Origin of the sequence: Vibrio pacinii DSM 19139 (assembly GCF_000711795.1) — a bacterium.
GTDB classification, from domain to species: Bacteria; Pseudomonadota; Gammaproteobacteria; order Enterobacterales; family Vibrionaceae; genus Vibrio; species Vibrio pacinii.
This window is the reverse complement of the sequence record NZ_JONH01000002.1, coordinates 157,528-178,956: the sequence shown is the minus strand read 5'-3', so window position 1 is coordinate 178,956 and position 21,429 is coordinate 157,528. Positions and strand designations below refer to the sequence as shown.

19 protein-coding genes and 1 riboswitch are annotated in these 21,429 nt (G+C 44.1%); of the genes, 9 read left to right on the top strand and 10 right to left on the bottom strand.

Going from position 1 to position 21,429, the window contains the following annotated elements; translation table 11 throughout:
* The first annotated feature begins 247 nt into the window (after positions 1-247).
* Positions 248-1,282, top strand: a complete 1,035-nt coding sequence (locus BS19_RS03005) for an ABC transporter substrate-binding protein (RefSeq protein ID WP_038173245.1) — start codon at positions 248-250, stop codon at positions 1,280-1,282.
* 39 nt (positions 1,283-1,321) lie between these two features.
* On the opposite strand, the gene BS19_RS03000 is transcribed toward BS19_RS03005, so the two are convergent.
* Positions 1,322-2,239, bottom strand: a complete 918-nt coding sequence (locus tag BS19_RS03000; protein WP_038173244.1) for a helix-turn-helix domain-containing protein — start codon at positions 2,237-2,239, stop codon at positions 1,322-1,324.
* Between the two features lie 181 nt (positions 2,240-2,420).
* On the opposite strand from BS19_RS03000, the gene BS19_RS02995 reads away from it, so the two are divergent.
* A complete protein-coding gene (locus tag BS19_RS02995) occupies positions 2,421-3,632 on the top strand; it encodes a sugar efflux transporter (protein WP_038173243.1) in 1,212 nt (403 codons plus the stop codon).
* Between the two features lie 71 nt (positions 3,633-3,703).
* Here BS19_RS02995 and BS19_RS02990 read toward each other — a convergent pair whose 3' ends face one another.
* From BS19_RS02990 to ribB, 3 genes are all read right to left on the bottom strand, one after another.
* Positions 3,704-5,920: a sensor histidine kinase gene (locus BS19_RS02990; protein ID WP_084185928.1), complete on the bottom strand. Its 2,217-nt coding sequence runs from the start codon at positions 5,918-5,920 to the stop codon at positions 3,704-3,706.
* A gap of 14 nt (positions 5,921-5,934) precedes the next feature.
* Complete coding sequence (locus BS19_RS02985; RefSeq protein WP_038173242.1) at positions 5,935-8,157, bottom strand: two-component system response regulator; 2,223 nt, start codon at positions 8,155-8,157, stop codon at positions 5,935-5,937.
* A 151-nt stretch (positions 8,158-8,308) separates the two neighbouring features.
* Entirely contained in the window at positions 8,309-8,965 is a 657-nt protein-coding gene (gene ribB / locus BS19_RS02980) for a 3,4-dihydroxy-2-butanone-4-phosphate synthase (protein WP_038173241.1), read from the bottom strand.
* A 105-nt stretch (positions 8,966-9,070) separates the two neighbouring features.
* Positions 9,071-9,220, bottom strand: a riboswitch (FMN riboswitch).
* Between the two features lie 297 nt (positions 9,221-9,517).
* Between ribB and BS19_RS02975 the strand changes: the two genes are divergently transcribed.
* From BS19_RS02975 to BS19_RS02960, 4 genes are all read left to right on the top strand, one after another.
* Entirely contained in the window at positions 9,518-10,003 is a 486-nt protein-coding gene (locus tag BS19_RS02975; protein WP_038173239.1) for a VOC family protein, read from the top strand.
* Between the two features lie 271 nt (positions 10,004-10,274).
* Positions 10,275-10,946 (top strand): hypothetical protein, encoded by a 672-nt coding sequence (locus BS19_RS02970; RefSeq protein WP_038173238.1) that lies wholly within the window; start codon positions 10,275-10,277, stop codon positions 10,944-10,946.
* Positions 10,947-11,432: 486 nt separating this feature from the next.
* Positions 11,433-13,001, top strand: coding sequence for an ATP-binding cassette domain-containing protein (locus tag BS19_RS02965; RefSeq protein WP_038173237.1), 1,569 nt, complete (start codon positions 11,433-11,435; stop codon positions 12,999-13,001).
* A gap of 531 nt (positions 13,002-13,532) precedes the next feature.
* Positions 13,533-13,898, top strand: coding sequence for a winged helix-turn-helix transcriptional regulator (locus BS19_RS02960; RefSeq protein ID WP_038173236.1), 366 nt, complete (start codon positions 13,533-13,535; stop codon positions 13,896-13,898).
* A gap of 82 nt (positions 13,899-13,980) precedes the next feature.
* Here BS19_RS02960 and BS19_RS02955 read toward each other — a convergent pair whose 3' ends face one another.
* The 4 genes from BS19_RS02955 to BS19_RS02940 form a co-directional block, all read right to left on the bottom strand.
* Positions 13,981-14,520, bottom strand: a complete 540-nt coding sequence (locus BS19_RS02955) for a redoxin domain-containing protein (RefSeq protein ID WP_038173235.1) — start codon at positions 14,518-14,520, stop codon at positions 13,981-13,983.
* Between the two features lie 86 nt (positions 14,521-14,606).
* Positions 14,607-15,263: a DsbA family oxidoreductase gene (locus BS19_RS02950; protein WP_038173234.1), complete on the bottom strand. Its 657-nt coding sequence runs from the start codon at positions 15,261-15,263 to the stop codon at positions 14,607-14,609.
* Between the two features lie 77 nt (positions 15,264-15,340).
* The gene (locus BS19_RS02945; protein ID WP_038173233.1) at positions 15,341-15,907 is read right to left on the bottom strand and encodes a carboxymuconolactone decarboxylase family protein; all 567 of its coding nucleotides are present in this window, start codon (positions 15,905-15,907) and stop codon (positions 15,341-15,343) included.
* Between the two features lie 10 nt (positions 15,908-15,917).
* Positions 15,918-16,502, bottom strand: a complete 585-nt coding sequence (locus BS19_RS02940) for an NAD(P)H-dependent oxidoreductase (protein WP_038173232.1) — start codon at positions 16,500-16,502, stop codon at positions 15,918-15,920.
* 774 nt (positions 16,503-17,276) lie between these two features.
* On the opposite strand from BS19_RS02940, the gene BS19_RS02935 reads away from it, so the two are divergent.
* Positions 17,277-17,621, top strand: coding sequence for a YajD family HNH nuclease (locus tag BS19_RS02935; RefSeq protein WP_038173231.1), 345 nt, complete (start codon positions 17,277-17,279; stop codon positions 17,619-17,621).
* 95 nt (positions 17,622-17,716) lie between these two features.
* On the opposite strand, the gene nfsA is transcribed toward BS19_RS02935, so the two are convergent.
* Positions 17,717-18,439, bottom strand: a complete 723-nt coding sequence (nfsA, locus tag BS19_RS02930) for an oxygen-insensitive NADPH nitroreductase (protein WP_038173230.1) — start codon at positions 18,437-18,439, stop codon at positions 17,717-17,719.
* A gap of 349 nt (positions 18,440-18,788) precedes the next feature.
* Positions 18,789-19,304: a hypothetical protein gene (locus BS19_RS02925; RefSeq protein WP_038173229.1), complete on the bottom strand. Its 516-nt coding sequence runs from the start codon at positions 19,302-19,304 to the stop codon at positions 18,789-18,791.
* A 417-nt stretch (positions 19,305-19,721) separates the two neighbouring features.
* Here BS19_RS02925 and BS19_RS02920 point away from each other — a divergent pair, with 417 nt between their 5' ends.
* Both BS19_RS02920 and BS19_RS02915 read left to right on the top strand, forming a co-directional pair.
* The gene (locus tag BS19_RS02920) at positions 19,722-20,129 is read left to right on the top strand and encodes a LexA family protein (RefSeq protein WP_038173228.1); all 408 of its coding nucleotides are present in this window, start codon (positions 19,722-19,724) and stop codon (positions 20,127-20,129) included.
* Entirely contained in the window at positions 20,129-21,385 is a 1,257-nt protein-coding gene (locus tag BS19_RS02915) for a Y-family DNA polymerase (protein ID WP_038173227.1), read from the top strand. Before BS19_RS02920 ends, BS19_RS02915 begins: the two co-directional genes overlap by 1 nt.
* Positions 21,386-21,429: the final 44 nt, after the last annotated feature.

The window sequence follows — 21,429 nt, the reverse complement described above, 5'->3', positions numbered from 1 at the left end:
TACATATTTGCAGCTGCACTAACTAATCATAACTATTAGTAAATTGTGTGTTCTCTTGCCTACTTTGCAATAAGGGCATATCTCCTATTTAGAGCGAGAGTTAAAAATAAAAGGTTTTATGCCGTTCGATCTCGATAATCAATTTTTCTTTTCAGGATAAATATAATTTGTTTTCAATTATTTAACGTTTGCTCAATGATGCGCCTAATCCCAGCATGGTGCTGGCTTTGTTTTGGATAAGCAAACTATGAAATCATTGATTAAGGGCTTGATGGTAACCACGCTGGCATTTAGTTCTTTTTCCTATGCTGAAAAGACAGTACTCAATGTCTATGCGTGGGGTGGCTATTTACCGGAAGCCTCGCTAAAAGCTTTTGAGAAACAACAAAATGTGGTCATCAACTACACCACGTTTGAAAATAACGAATCTATGTACACTAAGCTTAAGCTAGTCAAAGGCGGTGGTTACGATGTGGTGTTTGCGTCGGCTTATTTTATCGACAAAATGGCGCGTGAAGGGTTGTTATCTGAACTAGACCACAAACAAATTCCTAATATGCAAGACACGATGGATGGCTTGCTTGGCCAAGCACACGACTCACAAAACCGCTATTCACTTCCTTATATCTGGGGTGTGACAGGCATCAGCTACAACCAGCAAATGGTCGATGTGCCGATCACCCGTTGGGCTGATCTTTGGGATGTAAAATACGCTCAGCAAGTGATGCTGATTGACGATATCCGTGATGTGTTTGGCATGGCGCTCAAACTGAAAGGCTTTAGCATCAACAGTCAAAATGAGGATGAAATCAAAGCCGCGTATGACTCGTTAGTCGATCTACAAGAGAATGTCTTGCTCTATAATTCAGATGCACCGCAAATGCCGTTTTTGTCTGGTGACGCTGTAGTTGGTATGCAGTGGAATGGAAATGCCTATCAAGGTCAAGTAGAGATGGCAGAATTGCAGTTTGTGATGCCACAAGAGGGAGCGATACTGTGGATGGATAACTTCACCATTCCATCGGGCAGTAAAAACAAAGCTTTGGCTCATCAATTTATTAACTTTATGTACCAAGCTGACAATCAGGCGGAAATCGTCAAGAGTTTAGGTTATGCATCGGCAACCAAAGCCGGACGAGCCTTGTTACCTGATGCATTAAAAAATAACCCGACCATTTTCCCCGCCGAGCAAGATGTCAAAAACGGTGAGTTTATCAATGATGTCGGCCCACAAGCGCTGGCTATTTACGAAAAATATTGGCAACGATTAAGAACCCAATAGTCAAATAACCAAAGGAGTGCAGTGCGCTCCTTTTTCATGTCAATGGTTGACTCGTTTTAGTGGTTCGCCCAACTCGAACTGACGACGAAATTTAGACGGGGTCATTTGTTTAACCGCTCTAAACTGGCGATTAAAGTTGGATAGATTTTGAAATCCTGATTTTTCTGCTACCAAAGAAACGGGGTTATTGGTATTCACCAGTAACTCACACGCCTTACCGATTCGATACTGTTTAAGATGATCAGAAAAACTCACCCCATAATGCTTTTCGAAAAGACGATAGGCTGAGCTTTCACTAAGGTGGAGCGACTGGCACAAATCGGAAATTTTGATCGAACGATGATAATTTTGTTCAATGAAACGTGACGCCAGCTCGACTTTTCGATGGGCGTCTTTGTCGTCAGTTAATTGGTTGAGACGATAAGGTGTCGATGAAATCTTTTCGGTGTTGAGGTCATCACTGAGGTGAATTAACACCTCCATCAAGCGAACGGCTTGATGGTGTCGCGGTAAATCTTCAATATTAATTAATGCTTGAGCAACGGTTTCGGCGGTGCCTTGAGAAAATTTAAGCCCATATGCGGCCTGTTCCAGTACTCGCCTAAGATGACGGGCTTCTGGAATGGCTGCTTGTAATCTTTCAACCCAATGCTGTTTAAACCATATTACGATTGAGCGATGCTCTTTTTCTTTGGTGGCAGAAATGGTGCCTTTAATCAAATGGGGTAGACCTGGGCCGTATAACAACAGGGTATTTCGCCTCACTTTACCAATCGCATCGCCCGCTAGGTAATGACCTGTAAAAACATCATCGTCATCAAGATAGAGCACTAACTCATACTCAGCGTGGTAGTGCCAAGGGCAAGAGAACGTCTGCTTGTTCACTTGGCAGCGATAGTCGCGTACCAGCCAATCGTAGTTGGGCGTGCTGAGCACATTCTCGATAAATGGTTTCATATCAATTCCAAGCTAAATGAGGCGATAGATTAATGTTACTACTTCTTTTCTGTCAAAGAGTTCTTATATATTGAATGATTAGTATCAGAGTTGGCTCGAATAACATCATTTCATCATAATGAGTTTGGTTAGACTAGCGGCAATAAATCATTGTTCAATAGTCGATAAAAGAGGGGCTAAAATGTACAAAGATAAAACTGCCATGTTGTTTGTTTTTACCGCATTTGTTGCTGGCTTATGTGGTGCATTTTTTTACCCGCTTTCTAGTTTATTTATCGTTGAAGAGCTAGGCGCAGAACCAACTAAGCTGAGCCTATACATGTTTTTGTCTGTGGTAAGTTCGGTGGTTGTTTCACAACTATTGGCGGCGAAATCAGACCGCAGTTGGTCACGAAAATCGATTTTATTGGCTGCACTTTTTTGCTATTTAATTACGGTCGTCAGTTTTACCGTGGTGCGTGATTATTGGACGGCGGTTATGATTGCCACCGTATTTGGTAGTGTCAGTGGGGCGTCTTTTGGCCAATTGTTTGCGCTAGGTCGTGAGTACGCTGATAAACATGCCAGTGACAGCACCACCTTTCTTTCGACTATGCGCGCTGGCATTGCCATCGCTTGGGTATTTGGGCCTCCTTTGGCGTTTATTCTCAAGGCAAGCTTTGGTTTTAACGCTTCGTTTATGGTTTCGGCGGCGATAGTGACGGTAGGTATTGGCGTGGTCGTGCTGTTTTTACCCAATGCTAGTTCACCTAATCACAGCGTTAAAGTTCAAGGTGATCAAGCGTCCCAATCGTCAGCTGTGCAATCGAGTCACAACAATGGCCTAATTGCGCTGTACTGCTTGGCGTTGGTAGCGGCGTTTTCGGCCAATAATCTCTATATCACAAGCATGCCGCTTTACCTCTCACAAGAACTCCAAGTTAACCCTAACTGGCTTGGTTTTCTATTTGGCGCTGGCGCGTTGTGTGAAATTCCAGTGATGTTATGGGCGGGTAAATTGGCACAGAAACTCGGCACCATCAAACTGATGACGATGGCGGTGGTCAGCGGTATCGTGTTTTATTGCATCATGTTAACCAGCACTTCGTTTATCGCCATGCTGGGTGCGCAGCTGCTCAATGGTTTCTTTATTGGTGTTTGCGCCACCCTAGGTATGGTGGTACTGCAAGATATGATGCGCGATAGACTGGGCACAGCTTCGACGCTTTTTTCCAGTATGCTTAGTCTGAGTATGTTGGTTTCAAGCTTGTCGATTGGCATAGTGGCGCAAATGTTTAACTATTACAGCACCTTATATGTGTCACTTGGTGGTTCAGCGTTGGCGGTAATTTTATTAATGGTGTTTTCATTGAAAACGCGTGTTGATACTCCTTTGCGTAACGCAGCGGTTTAAGGGGGCTTGAGTCAGTAGCTGTCACTGCGCCGCTCTGGGCGCGCAGTGACAGGTTAGATGAGCGAGACTGGCTAGCGGATATCAATGATAGATTCGTCAGCGTCAGGATTTTCATTCTCTGGCGCAACAAGAGGCAGAGTGAGAGTAAAGCGGCAGCCCTGACCTAATTCACTGGTGACTTTTATCTCTCCACCCAGTAATCCCGTGACTAAGTTGTAAACAATGTTTAGCCCTAAGCCTGAGCCTCCTTGGCCAAGTCGAGTGGTAAAGAAAGGATCAAAGACTTTGTTAAGGTGTTCATTGGCAATTCCTAGCCCATTGTCGGTGACGGTGATCACCGCATGTTGCTGCTCTAATGACCCTTTGATTTCAATCTGACGCTGCTCATGATCGGTGAAGGCATGTACTAAGGCATTTGACAGCAAGTTCATCAGCACTTGAGTGAGTGGACCCGGGTAACTATCCATTTTTATTTTGTGTTGGCAGGCTTCGCTTAAGGTGATGTTACTGCGTGATAAGTTGGGCGACATGGTGATCCTAAGTTCGTGGAGGATCTCATCAAGTTCAAAGGTTCGACGCTGATAACTGGATTGATCGACTGCCACTTGTTTGAAGCTTGAAATCAGCTCTGCCGCGCGTCTGAGATTACGTTCAATACTGTCCGCGGATTGACCACTTTGTTCTATATAGTTATCGAGCACCGACCGGCGCAATCCCTCTTTGGTCGATTCGACAAACTCTCGGTTAAAGTCTTTCAAACTGCTAGCAACCACTATCGCATTGCCGATAGGGGTATTGAGTTCATGGGCAATGCCCGCGACCAGTGAGCCCAGTCCTGAGAGTTTCTCTGATCGCACCAATTCTTCTTGGGTTGCCTTTAATATATCAAGTGCTTGTTTGAGCTCTTGAGTACGTTCTTCAACCCGTTGCTCGAGATCCTCGGTTTGTTGTTTGGTTTTTTCAAGGTAGTCACGTCGATCTTTTTCTGTGTTGGCAGCGCGCTCAAACCAGTATGACCATCTATCTGGAATATCGGGGAGCACCAGCGTTTTGTTGCTAGGTAACTCTTCGACAAACTGAGCTAATCGGAGTGCGGGCTGGCTAAAGTTCCAATGTTGATAAAGCACCACAAATAGCAATAGTAAGGTGAAAGCGGTTGCCATAATTAAGTTGGGCATAATAATGGTGAAGATGTGCGATCCTAACTGCGCATCAGTAATTTCTAACACCAATCGCCAAGGGGTATTAGGCAGTTGATATGAGCTCCAGTAACCTTGTGCGCTGCTGTGTAAGGTCGCGTGGTCCACTTGATGAGCTTCACCTTGTGCAACTAACGTCAACACGCCTTGTTGCTTCACGGCTTCGGTCGTGTTTTGCAGTGTGCCCTTACTATCACCAATCACCAACCCTTGCTCATCGACAATCACCAAGCGTGCGATATCGAGTGGACGCTCGGTCAAAATGGTATCTAATACCTTAAGCGTAATATCGGTACCTACTGCGCCGACAAAAACACCATCAACATAGACAGGCGCTAGCAGAGAAATCATCATGCCTTTGCCACCCGCATCCATGTAAGGTGTGGTCCATACCTGGTCACGTTGTGGATTGGCTTCAGGCTTAATCAGGTCGAGAGGGTAGGTGCCGCCCGCCTGATAAATAATATCGAGTGCTTGGTCCATGTCACTCGCTTCGGTAGCTTGCAGTAAGTCTTTATAGCTCAACCAAGGATAAAGATAGCTCAGTGCTTGTTTGGCATCGTAGTAATAACTCCACTGGAAATCGTTATGCTGGGCGTGGGTGGCGACGATTTCAGGAACCATCGTCAGTAGAGCGCGTTGGTCAAACGAGTAATCTCGACTGTTGGAACGAACGTAAAGCTGACCAATGTGATTTTTAAGTTGATCTGGAAGGTTTTCCCACGGCGCATTTTTTGGTGAACCAAGGGTGTTTTTACTAAGAAACTCAAGGGCGGACTGACTTGGAGTAAGATCTGGATATTGATAGGCGCTTTCTATCGCGTTGCGCATTTTTCCAACATGGTTGATAGAAACAGAGATGGTTTTGTTGAGCGCCAACATGGTCTCTAGTGCTTGATGTCGGAGCTTGCTTACCTCCTGAGTTCGAATCTCTTTACTCAAATAGAGCGCGTTGCCCAAGGTCAGTAAGATAATCAAAACCAGTGCGCCGTAAATCATCAATCTGTGGCGAGTGATCAGCGCTTTTGAGCTCATATGAGCCGAATTTTGTGAGTACATAGTATCGTTGGAGTGACCTGAATCTTTCATCTTGCACTTCGTCCCTAGTCAATATCCAGTGGTGTACTGGCAAAGCGGATCAACTGGTCCATCACCATGGCTCTTGCGAACAGCCAACCTTGTCCCTCTTCACATTGGAAGGCTTTAAGTTGTTCTAGTTGAGTCTGGTTTTCGATGCCTTCAGCGGTGATTTCCATGCCTAAGGTTTGGCCCAAGTTGACGATCATTTTGGCGATGCTGTCGTCCTGGCCTATCGAGTCGACAAAGGTTCGATCGATTTTTAGCCGAGTCGCGGGTAGGCTATGCAACATACTTAAAGATGAAAAACCAGTACCAAAATCATCAATGGCAATCTTACAGCCTAACTGGCGTACTTGGTCTAGCACCTGGCAAATTTCAGATAAGTTTTTCGCCGCCACTGTCTCGGTGATTTCAAGCTCAATGCAGTGAGGATTAATTTGATGGCGTTGAAAGGCGCTTTGCAGCAAGGGTACAAAATTGCTCTCTTCAAGTTGCGCCGGAGAAACATTAATGGCCATCGTGAGCTCAGAATAGCCAGCCTGCTGGAGCTGCTTAAACTCTTGGCAAGTGCGTTCGATAACAAAAGCGCCAATGCTGACCATCAATCCAGATTGTTCTGCGAGGGGAATGAACTGATCAGGTGGAATCAATTGACCGTCTTTGTTGCGCCAACGTAGCAAGGCTTCCACTCCAGTTAGCTCTAAGGTTGAGAGTTTATATTTTGGCTGATACATCATAAACAAGGCGTGGTCATTGAGTGCCTGTTTTAATTCGGTCAGCAATTGCATGCGGTCACGCGCATCTTGGCCCATTCCTGCCGAGAAGCACACCGTTGAACCACGATGATGCAGTTTGGCTTGTTTGAGGGCCAATTGCGCATCTTTATAACGTGCTGATGAGTTAAAGTCTTGGCAAGGCAAGTCAACCAGCCCGATGCTAACGGTAATCTTAAATGGTTGCTCATCAACTAAAAGGCTTTGCTCGAACAGCGATAGGATCTGTTCGCTAATCACCTCTTTGGCTGAACCAACCATAGCAAAAACATCACTACCAACGCGGGCCAAGAAACAACTGGGGAAATAATGTTGTAAGCGAGCGGCCACTGAACCAAGTAGACCGTCACCGGTGGCGTGGCCGAAACTGTCATTGAAGGCAGAAAAGTCGTCGATATCGATTAACGCCAGCCGGCCGCAATCTTGGTCGTGTTTGGGAGTATATTGAAAATTACGTAAGCTATTAAGGTTGGGAATATTGAGCAAAGGATCGTTAAAGGCCTTTTCTTCAAGGCGGTTGTACAAAATAACGTTATCAAACCCGACCGAAAGGTTAGCACAAAACACTTCGAGTAAGTGTCGGTCAATACTTTCTAATGGCCGGTTAATGTCTACATAAGCTGCGATACCACGACCTTGCTCAGTAGAAAAGTAGAGCGTTAATCCGCTTTCTAACAGGCTGGTCTTTTGCTCCAAACAACGCAGAATGGAATGACGAATCGTCTCTGAATCTATACTTTCGAGCGGGGTGTGAACAAATCGGCTGTAGCGCCCTGATGCCGCAATAATTTGTGGACTCAAAAACGACTCATCACTATCTAGGTTTTCTTGCGCGCAAATCAGCCCATCAGGTTCAATTTGGATGATGGCACTAATTTGTTTAACGGCGCCTTCGGCGAACATTCGCATTCCATGAAGGTTGGCCAACTCAGTGCTGGCTTTGACGACTTTCTCAAGCCCCTGACGCATGATTTGCTGACTGCGGATCTGTTTATAAGCTCGAATAGCACTGGTTAAAATAGTAAATAAGCGAATACGAGTTAGCTCGGGTTTGGTTCGGTAGTCGTTAATATCGTAACGTTGGATGGTTTCCATTTCGGGAGCATAACCCGGTTGACCAGTACGTAAGATAATTCGGATCGCGTGCATGTCGAGTTTTTCACGAATGGCTTCAACCAAATCGAGCCCGGCTGTGTCGGTTTCCATCACCACATCCAACAAGATGACGCCAATATCTTTTTCAGACTGCAATAGTTGCTCTGCTTGAGCTGCCGAATACGCATGGATCAGTTCAAGCGGACGATCTTCAATGATCAAATTTTTCAGTGCTAATTTGGTTGCGTGATGAACTTCAGCGTCGTCATCCACAACCAAGATTCGCCAATTGTGGCTGGGAAGTGTTGTGACACTTGACCTTGAGTCATCTTCAATGATGGCCATCAAATCATCAGATTCGTTGTGCTTATTGTTCATCGCTCCCTCATATTGTGGAGTATGGCTAAGTTAAAAGCTTAGTCACAGATCGGCAGAGTTGCGAAGAACAGAAAGTATTTTGAGACAGGCAGTTACACTAAGGTAGATAGGATGACAGCCAAGTGCCGTGAACACTTGGCTAATTATCGTTTTAAGCGAGCTTTAAATCGTATTGCTGACGGTACGCGACCATATCTTCAATCGTCAGTACTGGCATATTATGCAGTTTGCCAAATGCAATAATCTCTGGGGTTTTCGCCATGCTACCGTCTGGGTTTGTCACTTCGCACAAAACGCCCGCAGGTTGTAATCCGGCCATTTGCATCAAATCGATAGTCCCTTCAGTGTGACCTCGACGAGTGAGCACACCACCTTTACGTGCACGCAGAGGGAATACATGCCCTGGACGAGCAAGGTCAGACGCTTTTGCCGTTGGGTTAGCGGCCGTTTTAATCGTGGTGACTCGATCTTGCGCAGAGACGCCAGTGGTCACGCCAATTTTTGCTTCAATCGACACGGTAAATGCGGTTTGATTGGCACTGTTATTGTTGGTAACCATCGGCACCAACTCAAGACGATCGGCTTGCTCTTCTGGTAGACAAAGACAAACAATGCCACTGCATTCGCGGATCATTAGCGCCATTTGTTCCGTGGTTAAAGACTCAACAGAATAAATAATGTCGCCTTCGTTCTCTCGATCTTCATCGTCGAGCAACAGGACGCCTCGGCCTTGTTTTAATGCATTGAGTGCGTTTTCAACGCGAATGATTGGGTCGCCAAATTCGGCAAGTAGAGATGACTGATTCATGGTTAACTCCTAAATATCACCAGAACCAGGGCATACATGAGCACTGGGGTAGATAACCCCAGCCAAAACGAAATACACCACGGCACGCAGGGCGTGATGGTGTGTTTTCATTCTCTCTCATCCGGACTATAACCGTCGGCTCTGGGTTTGCACCAGATCTGCTGACCTCGACGAATCGAGCGCTCGCGGGCTCACCCCTATATGTTGGTGGGGAATACCGCCGGTGGGGAATTGCGCCCCGCCCTGAGAATAAATTAAACGTTTGCTAATAAAGCCGTCTGATTTTATCGGCTTTGAGAGGAAAATCAATAACTCGCTGACAGGGTGACTCACACATTCAGTAATCAATATGCATCGGTGGATGTAAAACTGGCCAGCATGAGTTGAAACCAATAAAGACAATCACCTGAATGTAATTAACAGAGTGTTATTTGATAATTTAATATTATCAAATTAATAATAATCAATAATTTTATTTAATTATCTGGACTACTTATACTCTCCTCATCGAAACAAGCATTGCAGCAAAAACTGAATTTTTAGGAGTGTATTATGAAAATGAATCATATTGGTATCTTAGTTGGTGATATGGACAAAGCCGTTGAGTTTTACACTCAGGTGCTCGGTTTGAAAGTCGTCATGGGTAACACTAAGGTGGTTGAAGAGCGCGAATCGGCGATCGGTAGAATGTGTATTGCGGTCTTTGGTGAAGGCTTCAAAGGCTTTAACATTGCCCATCTTGTGACAACCGATGGCATTGGTGTCGAGTTGTTTGAGATGAAAGATCGTGCAGAGCGCCATGAAGTTGACTTTAAACGTCTGGGCATTTTCCACTTCTGTTTAGAAACTGACGACTTTGAAGGTGTGATGGCGAAAACAGAGCAGTTCGGCGGTAAAGTGCGCATGGATATTATGCGCTACCACCCTGAAGATGACAGTAAGCCGCAGAAAATGGTTTACCTAGAAGACCCGTTCGGCAACCTGTTTGAGCTTTACTCGCATACTTACGAAGAGACGTACGCTTCTGAGTACGAATAAGCAACCAAGCGTTGAATTAAGGGAGCTGGCGAAAGTCAGCTCCCTTTTTATGTCGAAACCCTTTTGCGCTCAATCAGTGCTAGCGACAGTAGAGCAATTGGTATTCATCTCATACTCATTATAAACCCTGCATTGTGCGGAAACGATCGCAATCGTGTTGGATAGTTCTTATTCAACGTGAAATTTATTTGTGGCTCCAAAATATGAACCTATATTCATATTGCGAGTGTAAGACAGCACCGCTTCTAATCACATTGTAAAGGGAAATATTATGAGCTTTAGTGTAGTTAATCAGGTATCAAGTCGTATCAACAATATTGAGATCAACAAGTCTTCACCAAGTAAATTAAGTATCAACTATGCCACTTCAGTAACTAAAACGTTGGAAGGTGTCACTTTCAAAAATTATTCGATTGCGGTATTTGGTGGTCTAACCAGTCCTGTTGGACGTGCTCCTATTTATACTCAGCATAATGTTGTTGCGTCACTTGAGGGCCACATTGAGGTGGAAGTTCCAAGCTGCAACTTCCTATCAGGTGAATACACTGTTGCACTTTGTGTCGGAAGTGATCCTGAGCGTACGATTTGTTCTTACAACCACTTAAACCATGGATCGGTGGTTGCTCCTTTAAACTGTTCTATGTCTTTGGTCGAGCCTATTAGTCAAACACAAACGGGCTTTAAATTAAAAGTTCAGTACAGCCTTCTCGAGGGAATGAATCCCAAGGTTAATGGCGATACATTATGCTTATATGATATCACTGGTAACGAGATCGCACCGGCTGGATTCCATAGAATGGAATTAAGTCAATATGCGGGCTATTGCGAGTTTGAGGTAGATAGCCTGTACGCTGGCGAGCAACTAACGATAGGCTACTATCTTGGTAACATTCTCGGCGCATGTGCTGCTCACGAGACTGTTCTTATTGATAGCTTAAATTAAGTTAGATAATTATATAATGGTATTTAGCTCTAATATCAGTTTAAGCCTAGGCACTGTCTAGGCTTGTACATTCTTCAGTGCCTCGCCACTCATACACATGCAATTCCTGTGACGCATCAATCAAGGTCATCAGGTCATAAAATAATCTTGTACTAGCAAGCTATTAAAACAAGCATTCTCTAATCAAAATTATCCGCAGACTAGTTGCTAGTAGTACTGTGAATCTTGACTATACGAGAATGAATAAACTAGTATTTGCCTATCACTTCTTCAGGAGATTACGCCAACATGAACAACTAAGCCTGTCATCCATTTTTCATTTTTTTGGACTTACAGGGTTAGTAGGCGTAGCTCACTCTCCGATATTTCTTTACAAGTACATTTTGGTTACTTTAATCGCTCAGATAAGCGTGCGTATTTGCATTGATTTCATCTTTGTTAACTGTCTAGCTGCGGCTGTTGTCCCTGTCATACAGGAGGCAAAGTATGCCAGTATTACAGGCCCACAATATTAGTCATCAATTTGATAACGGCGAGATCCTGTTTCAACAATTATCATGTTCCATGATTAAGAATCGTATTGGACTGGTTGGTCGCAATGGTGTTGGTAAATCGATATTTGCGGCGATTTTAAGTGGTGAAAAAACGCCATCGAGTGGAACTGTCACGTTACCTAATTCATTCTCGGTATATCGCCAGCAACCATCTCAGTTGTTATCTGGCGAACTTTCTATTGCCCAGTTCTTGGGTAAAGAGCAAGTGCTTGAAGCGATAAAGCAGGTTGAATCAGGTGATTGTTCACAGCATTGGTTTGATGTAATCGGCGAGCAATGGGGTTTGCCGATATTACTTACTCAGCAACTTGAAGAGATCGGCTTACCACCAGATGCAGATTTTCCTTGCACTCAACTCAGTGGTGGACAATTAGCGCGATTACAACTGTGGCAGTTGTTTGAGAGTGAGGTTGAGTTACTGATTTTAGATGAGCCCTCCAATCATCTTGATGTTGATGCAAGGCAGTGGTTACTTGAATCAATGCGAGCGTTCAAAGGTGCGATTTTACTTATTAGCCATGACCGAGTGTTACTGCGTGAAATGGAAGAAATTTGGGAGCTTTCTGGACTTGGGTTACAAGTGTTTGGTGGGAGTTACGATTTCTATACCGAACAAAAACGTACCGAGTTACAAGCAGTAGATCGACAACTTGCCAGCGTAGATAAGCAGAGGAAAAAGTTGGAAATGCAAGCTCAGAGAAACCGTGAAAAGGCCGATCAGAGAGCCGCACAAGGCATTAAATTACGCAAAGAGGGGAGTCAGCCCAAAATCCTACTTGATGGCAAAAAAGATAAAGCGACCGCTCGCGCTTCTAATCGCAATAAAAACGAGCAACGTCGTCAAGCTCACTTACTTGATAAAGAGCAGTTATTGAAGACAAGAAAAGAACAACTGAAAGGACAAAAGCTTCACTTGGAACACAACCCAAGCCGCTTACGCAAAGTGATTTCAATGTTTGAAGCTGTATTGCCTTTTGGTCCTACTAAGCCTATCTCACTGCAAGTATATGCCAATGATAAGATACATCTCACAGGTAACAATGGTAGTGGTAAATCAACCCTGCTGAAAACACTATTGGGAGAGATTTCGCTTCAGCAAGGGGAGCTGCAACTGAATACGCCATTGTATTATCTTGACCAGAATTTTGGTGTCATTCGAGCGAAATTATCGATACTAGATAACTTGATACAACAGTGCCGCGGTATCAAAGAGAGTGATGCCAGAACATTACTCGCAGGTATTGGTTTTCGTCGTGACAGTGTATTTCGTCTTGGCAGCATGCTTAGCGGCGGGGAGAAGATGAAGTTAGCCATGCTTATTGTCAGTCATCAGCCTGAGCAACCTTTGTTACTACTCGATGAGCCAGATAACCATCTCGACCTAGACTCGAAAATAATGCTGGCACAGGCTCTATGTGATTATCGCGGTGGTTTTATTCTCGTAAGCCATGATCATGATTTTGCTTGTGAATCAGGAGTCCAGATACAAGTCACCATGTAACTTGCCTAGAATGTCTAGCGGAGCATAAATGGGGTAACATGACGTTGCCCCAAAATGAGTTATAGCCATGCATTGTGTCGAGAAAAGTTAGTCGAATTGGCTGAAGAAAAACTAATAGTACAACCTATTTATGTAGACTTTCACGTTAGTTGATTCAGTTTATTTTAACTAGGTTACAAAAAGTATACTAATTGCAATCGACCTTCAGGTAACTAATATATACCGCAAAGTCTTAATGGCGCAGAGGTCACTTGTGTATGTAATCTATTTTTGCTGTGTAATTAACTATGAGTAACATACTTATCAGCAATGACTGCAAGTCATCGCCTTTCTCAGAAGGTAAGCGTGATCTTATCTGATGGATAAAGCGGTAGGTTCAGCTCGTGCAGTGACCACGCACAGTGACCGTCTTCGGTAAATTCAATCCAACTGATATGTAGTGCTACTATGACATAGAAAGTAAATCAAATAGCTGTGGTTCAGACACTAAGTGAAACCGAAGCGACCTAGTTTCCTAATTGGCGAGGCTGTATGAAAGCAAAAGTTGAAGTTGACCAAAAAGGGCGCAAGAGCGTTGTTGATGCCTGTAACGAGCCTTGTGCGATAGAAAAAGGTATGAGGATTTTAGGTTCAAAATGGAAGGGCTCAATTATCTACCACCTGAAAGATGGTCCAGTGAGATTCAATGACCTTTCAAGAATGTTGGGCGGTGCAAGTAAGAAGATGGTCGACCAGCGTCTAAAAGAACTAGAAAGTGAAAACATGGTAATACGTCGTGTACTTAATGAAAAACCACTGGCAGTCAGTTATGAACTCACCGAGTTTGGACACAGTGCGTTAACAATTCTCGATGAGTTGAGAAAATGGTCTGAAAACAACAACGTGCAGCTTAAATAGCGTGAGCAACATTGATCAATACCTATCTGTAACGAAACAAGGCAACCAACACGGTTACCTTGTTGTCTTTAGAACTGGAGGTTCAGTAGTCTAGAGTGCCACGGATGGGGTAGTGGTTCTCTGGGTTACGAATCCATGCTAAACCTCGGGTCAGTGCTCCAAGCTCTGGTCTGACAAACGGGTTATTGGATAGATCAACCACGTGTAAGTTGCCGTGTTCATTGACGACAAACAACCCCGGTTCTGCAAAGTTATGGTCGGTTTCGGCTTCGGAGCGTGGTAGCGATATATAAAGCCCTAGAGTCTTCATTTGTTGCTCAGTAAGACCATAGGCGATTGGAAAACTGACATCGAGCTTTTCTAGGTGTTGCTCCAATTGTTGTTTCGAGTCAGCAGAGACAGCCAGAATATCGACGCCCGCCTCATTAAAGGCTTGTTTATACGTCTCTATTTCATGGAGGTATTTGGTGCAAAGTGGACAATGTTTACCACGATAGACAAACACCGCTTGCCATGTTGCATCACCTATAGATTGGCCTAGCTTGACTTTCGTTCCATCCAGCTTTGTTGCCTCTAATGTAGGAAAAGCGTCACCCGCTTTGAGTTTTTGTGAGTATGTCATCTCAGCTCCTAGGATTGAAGTCACAACTAATTAGAAAAAAGATAAGACACTAAAAAACAAGTTGCAAATAGTATACTTTTAGTAACTTAGCTTTGATTCGTCTGAGCCATTAACTCAGTTAAGATCTGTTTGTAACCTTCCACTGGATGTGCACCAGAAACAGCATGTTCTCTGTTGAAAATCACCGTTGGCACACTCGATACGCCCATATTTTGCCACTGCTGCTCTGTGCTACGAATTGAGCTTCGTCGCTGCACATCATCTAGCCAGCGCATTCCTTCTTCAGGGTCTAGGCCTACAGAGATGAGCTCTTGCTTTAGAATCTCACGGTCAGAGACGTCTTTCTGTTCACTGAAAAATGCGGTAAATAAACGTATCTTTAGCTCAGTCTGCTTGCCCAAGATTTTGGCGTAATCGAGCAAAAGGTGTGCGTCAAACGTATTCACCATCTTCATGTCATCAAAGTAGTTAAACTTGAAGCCATGTTCAGCGCCAATGCTGGCGATACGAATGCGCGCGTTGTTACTTTCCTCTGCGGTACTGCCATATTTACGAGCAACGTGATCTCGAAGGTTTTCACCTTCAGCAGGCATATCCGGGTTCAATTCAAAAGGCTGCCACTCGATCTCGATGCGATCTTCAATGCCGAGTTGTTTGATCGACTCGGTTAAATGGTTGTATCCGATGATGCACCATGGGCAGACAACATCACTAATAATATCGAGCTTAATTGTATTATTCATATGGGGCCCCTACTCAAAGCACTGTGCTCACGCGGCAAACAGTGCTTTAAGTTGTGTTTGCTTGTTCTTGACTGAGTTTAACGCTCGCTAGGATGCGTCCACGCAAACTTCTGGAATGACGCATCGGTTTCAGTATGTGCCAGTGCATTAGTGTAGTTTGAGATAAGCTTAGCAGACAAGCCAGTCAGCACTTCCAGCGCTTGACGTTTGGTAAAACCAGCGTCTAGGAATGCTTGCAGTTTTTCATCACCGATATGGCCACGGTTATCAAGCAGTGCTTTGGTAAAATCATGCAGTATTTGCAGCTTCGCATCAGGGATGGCGGTACCTTCACGTAATGCTTCAATCACCTCATCTGGCATTTTGTCCGCCTTCATCATCCATGTATGACCAGGAATACAGTAGTGACAGTTATTTTCAAAGTTAGCGGTCATAAAGACCACTTGTTGCTCCAATGGACTGAACGTTGTGTTTTTCATGAACAGGTCAAAGACCGAGTTGTATGCTTCGTAGGTTGCCGGGGCTTCAGCAAGAACCGCGTGCAGGTTTGGCAGCATACCGAAGCCTTTTATTGACTGAGTTACTAGTGCTTTAGACGCTTCTTGGGCCGTTTCTGCATTGTAGTAAGTAAATTCAGTGCTCATGACTAACTCCTTAGAAGTGTGCGTCTAGGTGCGCTTCAAAGCGAGCGAAATCACTTTCGATGTCACCGTTTTTCATAACGTCGTAGCAAGCAAAGGTTGGCAGTGCAGACATACCAAAGAAGCGGAAGTTTGCGTGCATGTGGAACATCAAGTCATCCACACTACGACCTTGGAACAGGTATTCGCTATCATCATTAAATGACTCTTCTGGTGCATTGAATGTGAAAGACAGCATGTATTTTGTATTGGTACGAGTGCCGCCTGTTCCATAATTTTTCTTTGGCTCTTCCGGGGTTCTGCCATCAAAGGCACATAGCGCACCACCCATCCCAGCTGTGAAGACATCATCCATGTATTTCTTGAAAGACCATGGGATGGTCATCCAGTTGACAGGTGACTGAAGGATCACTCGGTCTGCCCACTCAAAGTTCGCTAGTTGCTCGTCAACTACGATGTCATCTTGCATTGTCACTACGCGAACTTCGTGGTCCTTTGATTCCAACCGGGTACGCGCTTTATCAACTAAAGCCGCATTGAGTTTGCCTTCAGAAAATGGAGATGGTTCGTGTGCATTAATGATTAGAACGTTACTCATGATATTAACCCTTCAATATTTGACTGTTTTACAAAGCGAACAATGATTTCGCTGTCTTGCGGTTTATTATGGTTACCTACATTTTTAGTGCAATTAGTTAACTTTTAGTAACCACCCCGAAGAACTGTTGAAATCATACTAAGTTATTGTTTGATTATGTTTTATTTTTTGTTTGGCGCGGGTATATGAGGGAGGGCGGTTAAAGGTTACCAAAAGTATACTAGTTGATTAATGTCGTGTGGCTACCACAATATTGGACACCCTCCTAATGCTGTGCCGATGATTTTTCTGAACTTACTAACACGGTTCCTCCGATCTGCTGACTAGCCAGTTCACCCCTAGTAGACATAAACTGCTTTAATCAAACCGGACACTTTGATAATGGAATATAACCTGTATTGGATGAGTGAAGTTGGCCAACTACATGTAGGCTGGCCACATGGTTTCAATACTAGATGTAATCCGAAAAATTAGAATGTTCGAAAGGTCTAACTCGAAATTGTCCAATTATGAGTTTTCGCGTCAGCAGTTTGTTTGTGATCACCAAGTGATTAACTCAGATTTCTCCTTTGTGTGCCAGAGCAAGTTTTAGGGCGCTTCTTTTGTCATGAGTTGACCAATTTTCTAATCACAGAATATGCACTTAGTTTGTTGGTCTAGATTTCAAGCTCAATGGCTGATCGCGAACAATAACGTGAGTCTTAACATTGGTCACTTTTTTCCAATTTGTGCTCGTGCTAGCATCTGAGCTTAACTACTACTTAGGGTACAAACATGTCATCAGACCATTACGGAACCAGTGCTAATTACGCACGTAAAGAATCTGGTTATAGAGAGAAAGCACTAAAACTATATCCTTGGGTATGCGGAAGGTGTGCTAGAGAGTTTGTATATTCAAATCTGCGCGAATTAACCGTTCACCACAAAGATCATGACCACACAAATAACCCCGAAGATGGTAGCAACTGGGAATTGTTATGTCTCTATTGCCACGATAATGAGCATAGTAAATACCTAGAACATGAACGCTATGGTAGTGAAATCAAGCCTGGTGAAGACGAACACCAAGGGGCGACATACAATCCATTTGCTGATTTAGCAAAGATGATAAAGAAGTGATTGTAAAGTAATCAGCTCAGGCGATTTGAGGTTTGTGCTCTAAAAATCTCGTTGCTATTGAAGGCCTCATTGAGGCCTTTTTGCAAGCCGTTATGCTATCGTTTTGTCAGCCCTTTGCTGTTCAAGTAGGGCAGAATATGAGGGCGAGATTCTCCAGCGAGCTTACTTGTGACTTCTTGTGACCATGTACTTTGCTTTTGATTGCTAGAGCGGCTTGCGTAGTAGTCTTGCATGGCTTGATCGTAGGCTTGAATAGCCTCAAGGTTGAGCGCTTGATACTGGTTTTCATGCACAATAACATTGGCTGGAAGTCGCGGTTTCACCTCTGGGTTTTGGTCTGGGTGGCCTAGGCACATGCCAAACAGAATCGCGGTGTGATTAGGTAATCCGAGTAGTTCATCCACCTGCGCGGCATTGTTTCTTAGACCGCCAATATAGACGCCACCTAACCCCATCGATTCTGCTGCTAACAAGCAGTTTTGAGCCATGATGCCAGAATCCACCGCACCGATAAGTGTCAACTCTGTGAAATCCACTTGCACATCAGGTTTAATGGTCGCGTGGCGTTGATAATCGATACAAAATACCAAGAACTCTGCCGCACTTTCCACATACGCTTGATTACCAGCGTACTGTGCCAATTGTTTACGCTTTTCGTTGTCCGTTACCCGGATAATCGACACAACCTGCAACATACTAGAAGAAGAAGCCGCCAAGCCAGCCTGAATGATGGTTTGTAACTGTTCATACTCAATCGGCTCAGGACTGAACTTACGAATGGAGCAATGGCCGAGAATGGTTTCTATTGTACTGTTCATGATGGAACAACATCCTTTTTTGAATTTGAAAGGGTGACGAATTCACCATAACGGTATTTAGCGATAGGGTAAATCTAAAAGCCGCATAAATCTAACTAGTTGGCCGCGAGCTATAGATAGAAAGCTGCTTAATAAGTAGGCGTAGGGGAGTAATAAAGATTGAGACTAAACTGGTGGTAATTCAGTCTGTAAAAGTACGATCGCAATACTTGAGATTATCCGCAACAAAATCGTTAACTCAGAAACTCCCAACACTGAGCTAGCTTTCGTAGTTAGCTCAGTGTTGGACAAAAATTGAGTATAAGCACTGGCGATTTTTTGATGGTTAGCCAATAAAGCTGATTGACTATCAGCTTTGGTCTTTATCCATGAGTGTTGGCTCTACTTTCAGACTAGAACTCCATAAGTACTGCTCAGTGTCATTGGCATCACGATCATAAATTTTAACCGCCCAATACTGTCCTGCTTCTGCTAACAGAGCCCAAGTTACTGTCCAGCCATCATTGTCAAACGTAATATCTAAATACCCATCTTGAGTAATGAGCCACGATATAGCTTCGTCTCCCTTGCTACCTACAAACATCCCACTGCCATCTTGATTGAATGTGTAGACCCTTGTTTTGCCTTTCTTGTTTGTTCGGGTAACTGTCTTACCTTCAATCATGTCTTCAGTGAAAATCTCGAAGCCACCACAATCCATTATCGACTGTTTATATGCATCCCAGCTACTTGACTTATCATCAGCATCATCGCCGACTCTACAAACGTTTTTAACCAGTGCCGATTCTTCGGTGGTCATTGATGTAGACTGGCACCCAGCCAGTACCAATGCACCAACTAACGTTAATCCAATATAATGTTTCATACTTATTATCCTCATCGTTGTCGTTTGCACCATAAATTACGATAGTATCAATTATTTTTTATGCAAACTTTTGCATTGGAGTTTTGTTAGATTAATCCGGTGACACACTGATTTTCGGCCTAACTTGGCCTATCCAAGTGACAATTGAAGAGGCGTTATTTCCGATGTAATGAGGATCATGTAGCACTCCATAAAAGCCATGAATGAAATTCGTCGACAAATTGGATGGAGTACGTGTTGTTAAATGTGACCGCTTGTGGCGCATCAGCAGGCTATATACACCAACATTTCAACGATTGTGACCAACGATTGTTTGATTGGAGGAAATGGTTATACCGACATCTATCTGCATTGTGCGGTTGCAAAATGGTGAATCTGAAATACAATACACTGTATATAAACACAGTGTATCACTATATGAAAGTCATCCCTATTTTTGCCCATGCTGGTATAACTGGCTTCGAAAGCCCTGCTGAGGAATATACTCAGCTAGCATTAGATCTAGACCAGATACTGATTGAACACCCTTGTGCTACCTTTCTTGGCTATGCGTGCGGTGATTCGATGCAAGGTGTCGGTATTTTTGATAAAGATTTACTCATCGTCGACCGCTCGTTAAATGTACAAGATCACGACATCATAGTGGCGAACCTCAATGGAGAGTTTATTTGTAAACAGATCGATGTAAAACGCCGTTTACTCCTCTCTGCCAATGAGCGATATCAACCTGTACCCATCGATGAATTTGACCAGTTCTCCCTTGAAGGGATCGTCACTCGCTCTATTCGTTGCCACCGAGTCAGTCAATTATTGAGAACAAGCTAATGTTTGCTCTGGTTGATGCTAACTCGTTTTACTGCAGCGCTGAGCAAGTTTTCCGCCCCGATTGGCGTGGAAAACCCATCATCGTCTTGTCCAATAATGACGGTTGTGTCGTGGCCGCCAACAGACAAGCTCAAGAGGCTGGCGTTGAGAAGTTTAAACCCTATTTTCAAGTTAAGGCACTTTGTGAACAGCAAGGGGTTATTGCTCTCTCATCTAACTATGAGCTGTACGCTGACTTATCAGCAAAAATGATGCAGGTGATTGGCCGATTTGCACCAGAGCAACACATATACAGTATCGATGAGTCTTTTCTCTCGCTTGAACGCAGCTATCCAGCCATTCGTTGTTTCAAAGAACACGGAATAAAATTAAGGCGAGCCGTGTGGCGTGAGTGTCGTTTACCCGTATGTGTTGGGTTTGGGGAGACATTGACACTGGCCAAAGTGGCTAATCATGCTGCGAAAAAGATACAGGGCTACAATGGTGTGTGTGTGCTAGATAGTGAACGAGAGCGTAAGGCTGTTTTAGAACAACTGCATGTCGCAGACGTATGGGGCATTGGCCGAAAACTGACTCATCGCTTGGTCATGATGGGCATTGATACCGCACTCAAGCTTGCCAATTATCCACCTGCTCTGATCAGAAGAGAGTTTAACGTAGAAGTTGAGCGTACGGTACGCGAACTTAATGGGCAAAAGTGTAAAGGTTGGGATACGGTCAGGGCGGATAAAAAACAGATTTTCTCTACTCGCAGTGCGGGGCAGAGAATTATCGAACTTGAGTCGTTACAACAGGCGTTGTGCAAACACGCCAATATTGCTTCCCTTAAGGCGCGTAAGCAAAAGTCACTTTGTCGGGTTATGCTCTGTTTCGCGAATAGCTCGCCATTTGACACGACTCCCGTTGCGCGTAGAGCCGTTCATCGCTTTGCTTATCCTACTGCCGATGTTACTCACATAACTCAAGTGGCTTCTCGGCTGGCAGAGCAGTTATTTCAGCAGGATGTGAGGTTTTATAAGATTGGCGTTGGGCTGATTGACTTAGTTGATGGGCAGTATGAACAGCCCGATTTATTCAACCTCACCCCGAATAACCCTAAACTAATCAATGTATATGACATGCTAAATAATAGGTTTGGGAGTGATGCTATCTTCCTAGCGGCGCAAGGTATATCTCAAAAATGGGCAATGCGGCGTGAAATGTCGTCGCCTCAGTACACAACCCGCTGGCAAGAGCTACCAAACATAAAGTGTTGATGGTGTGGATAAATTCTTGTCCAGATGTCGGTTTCTAATGATAG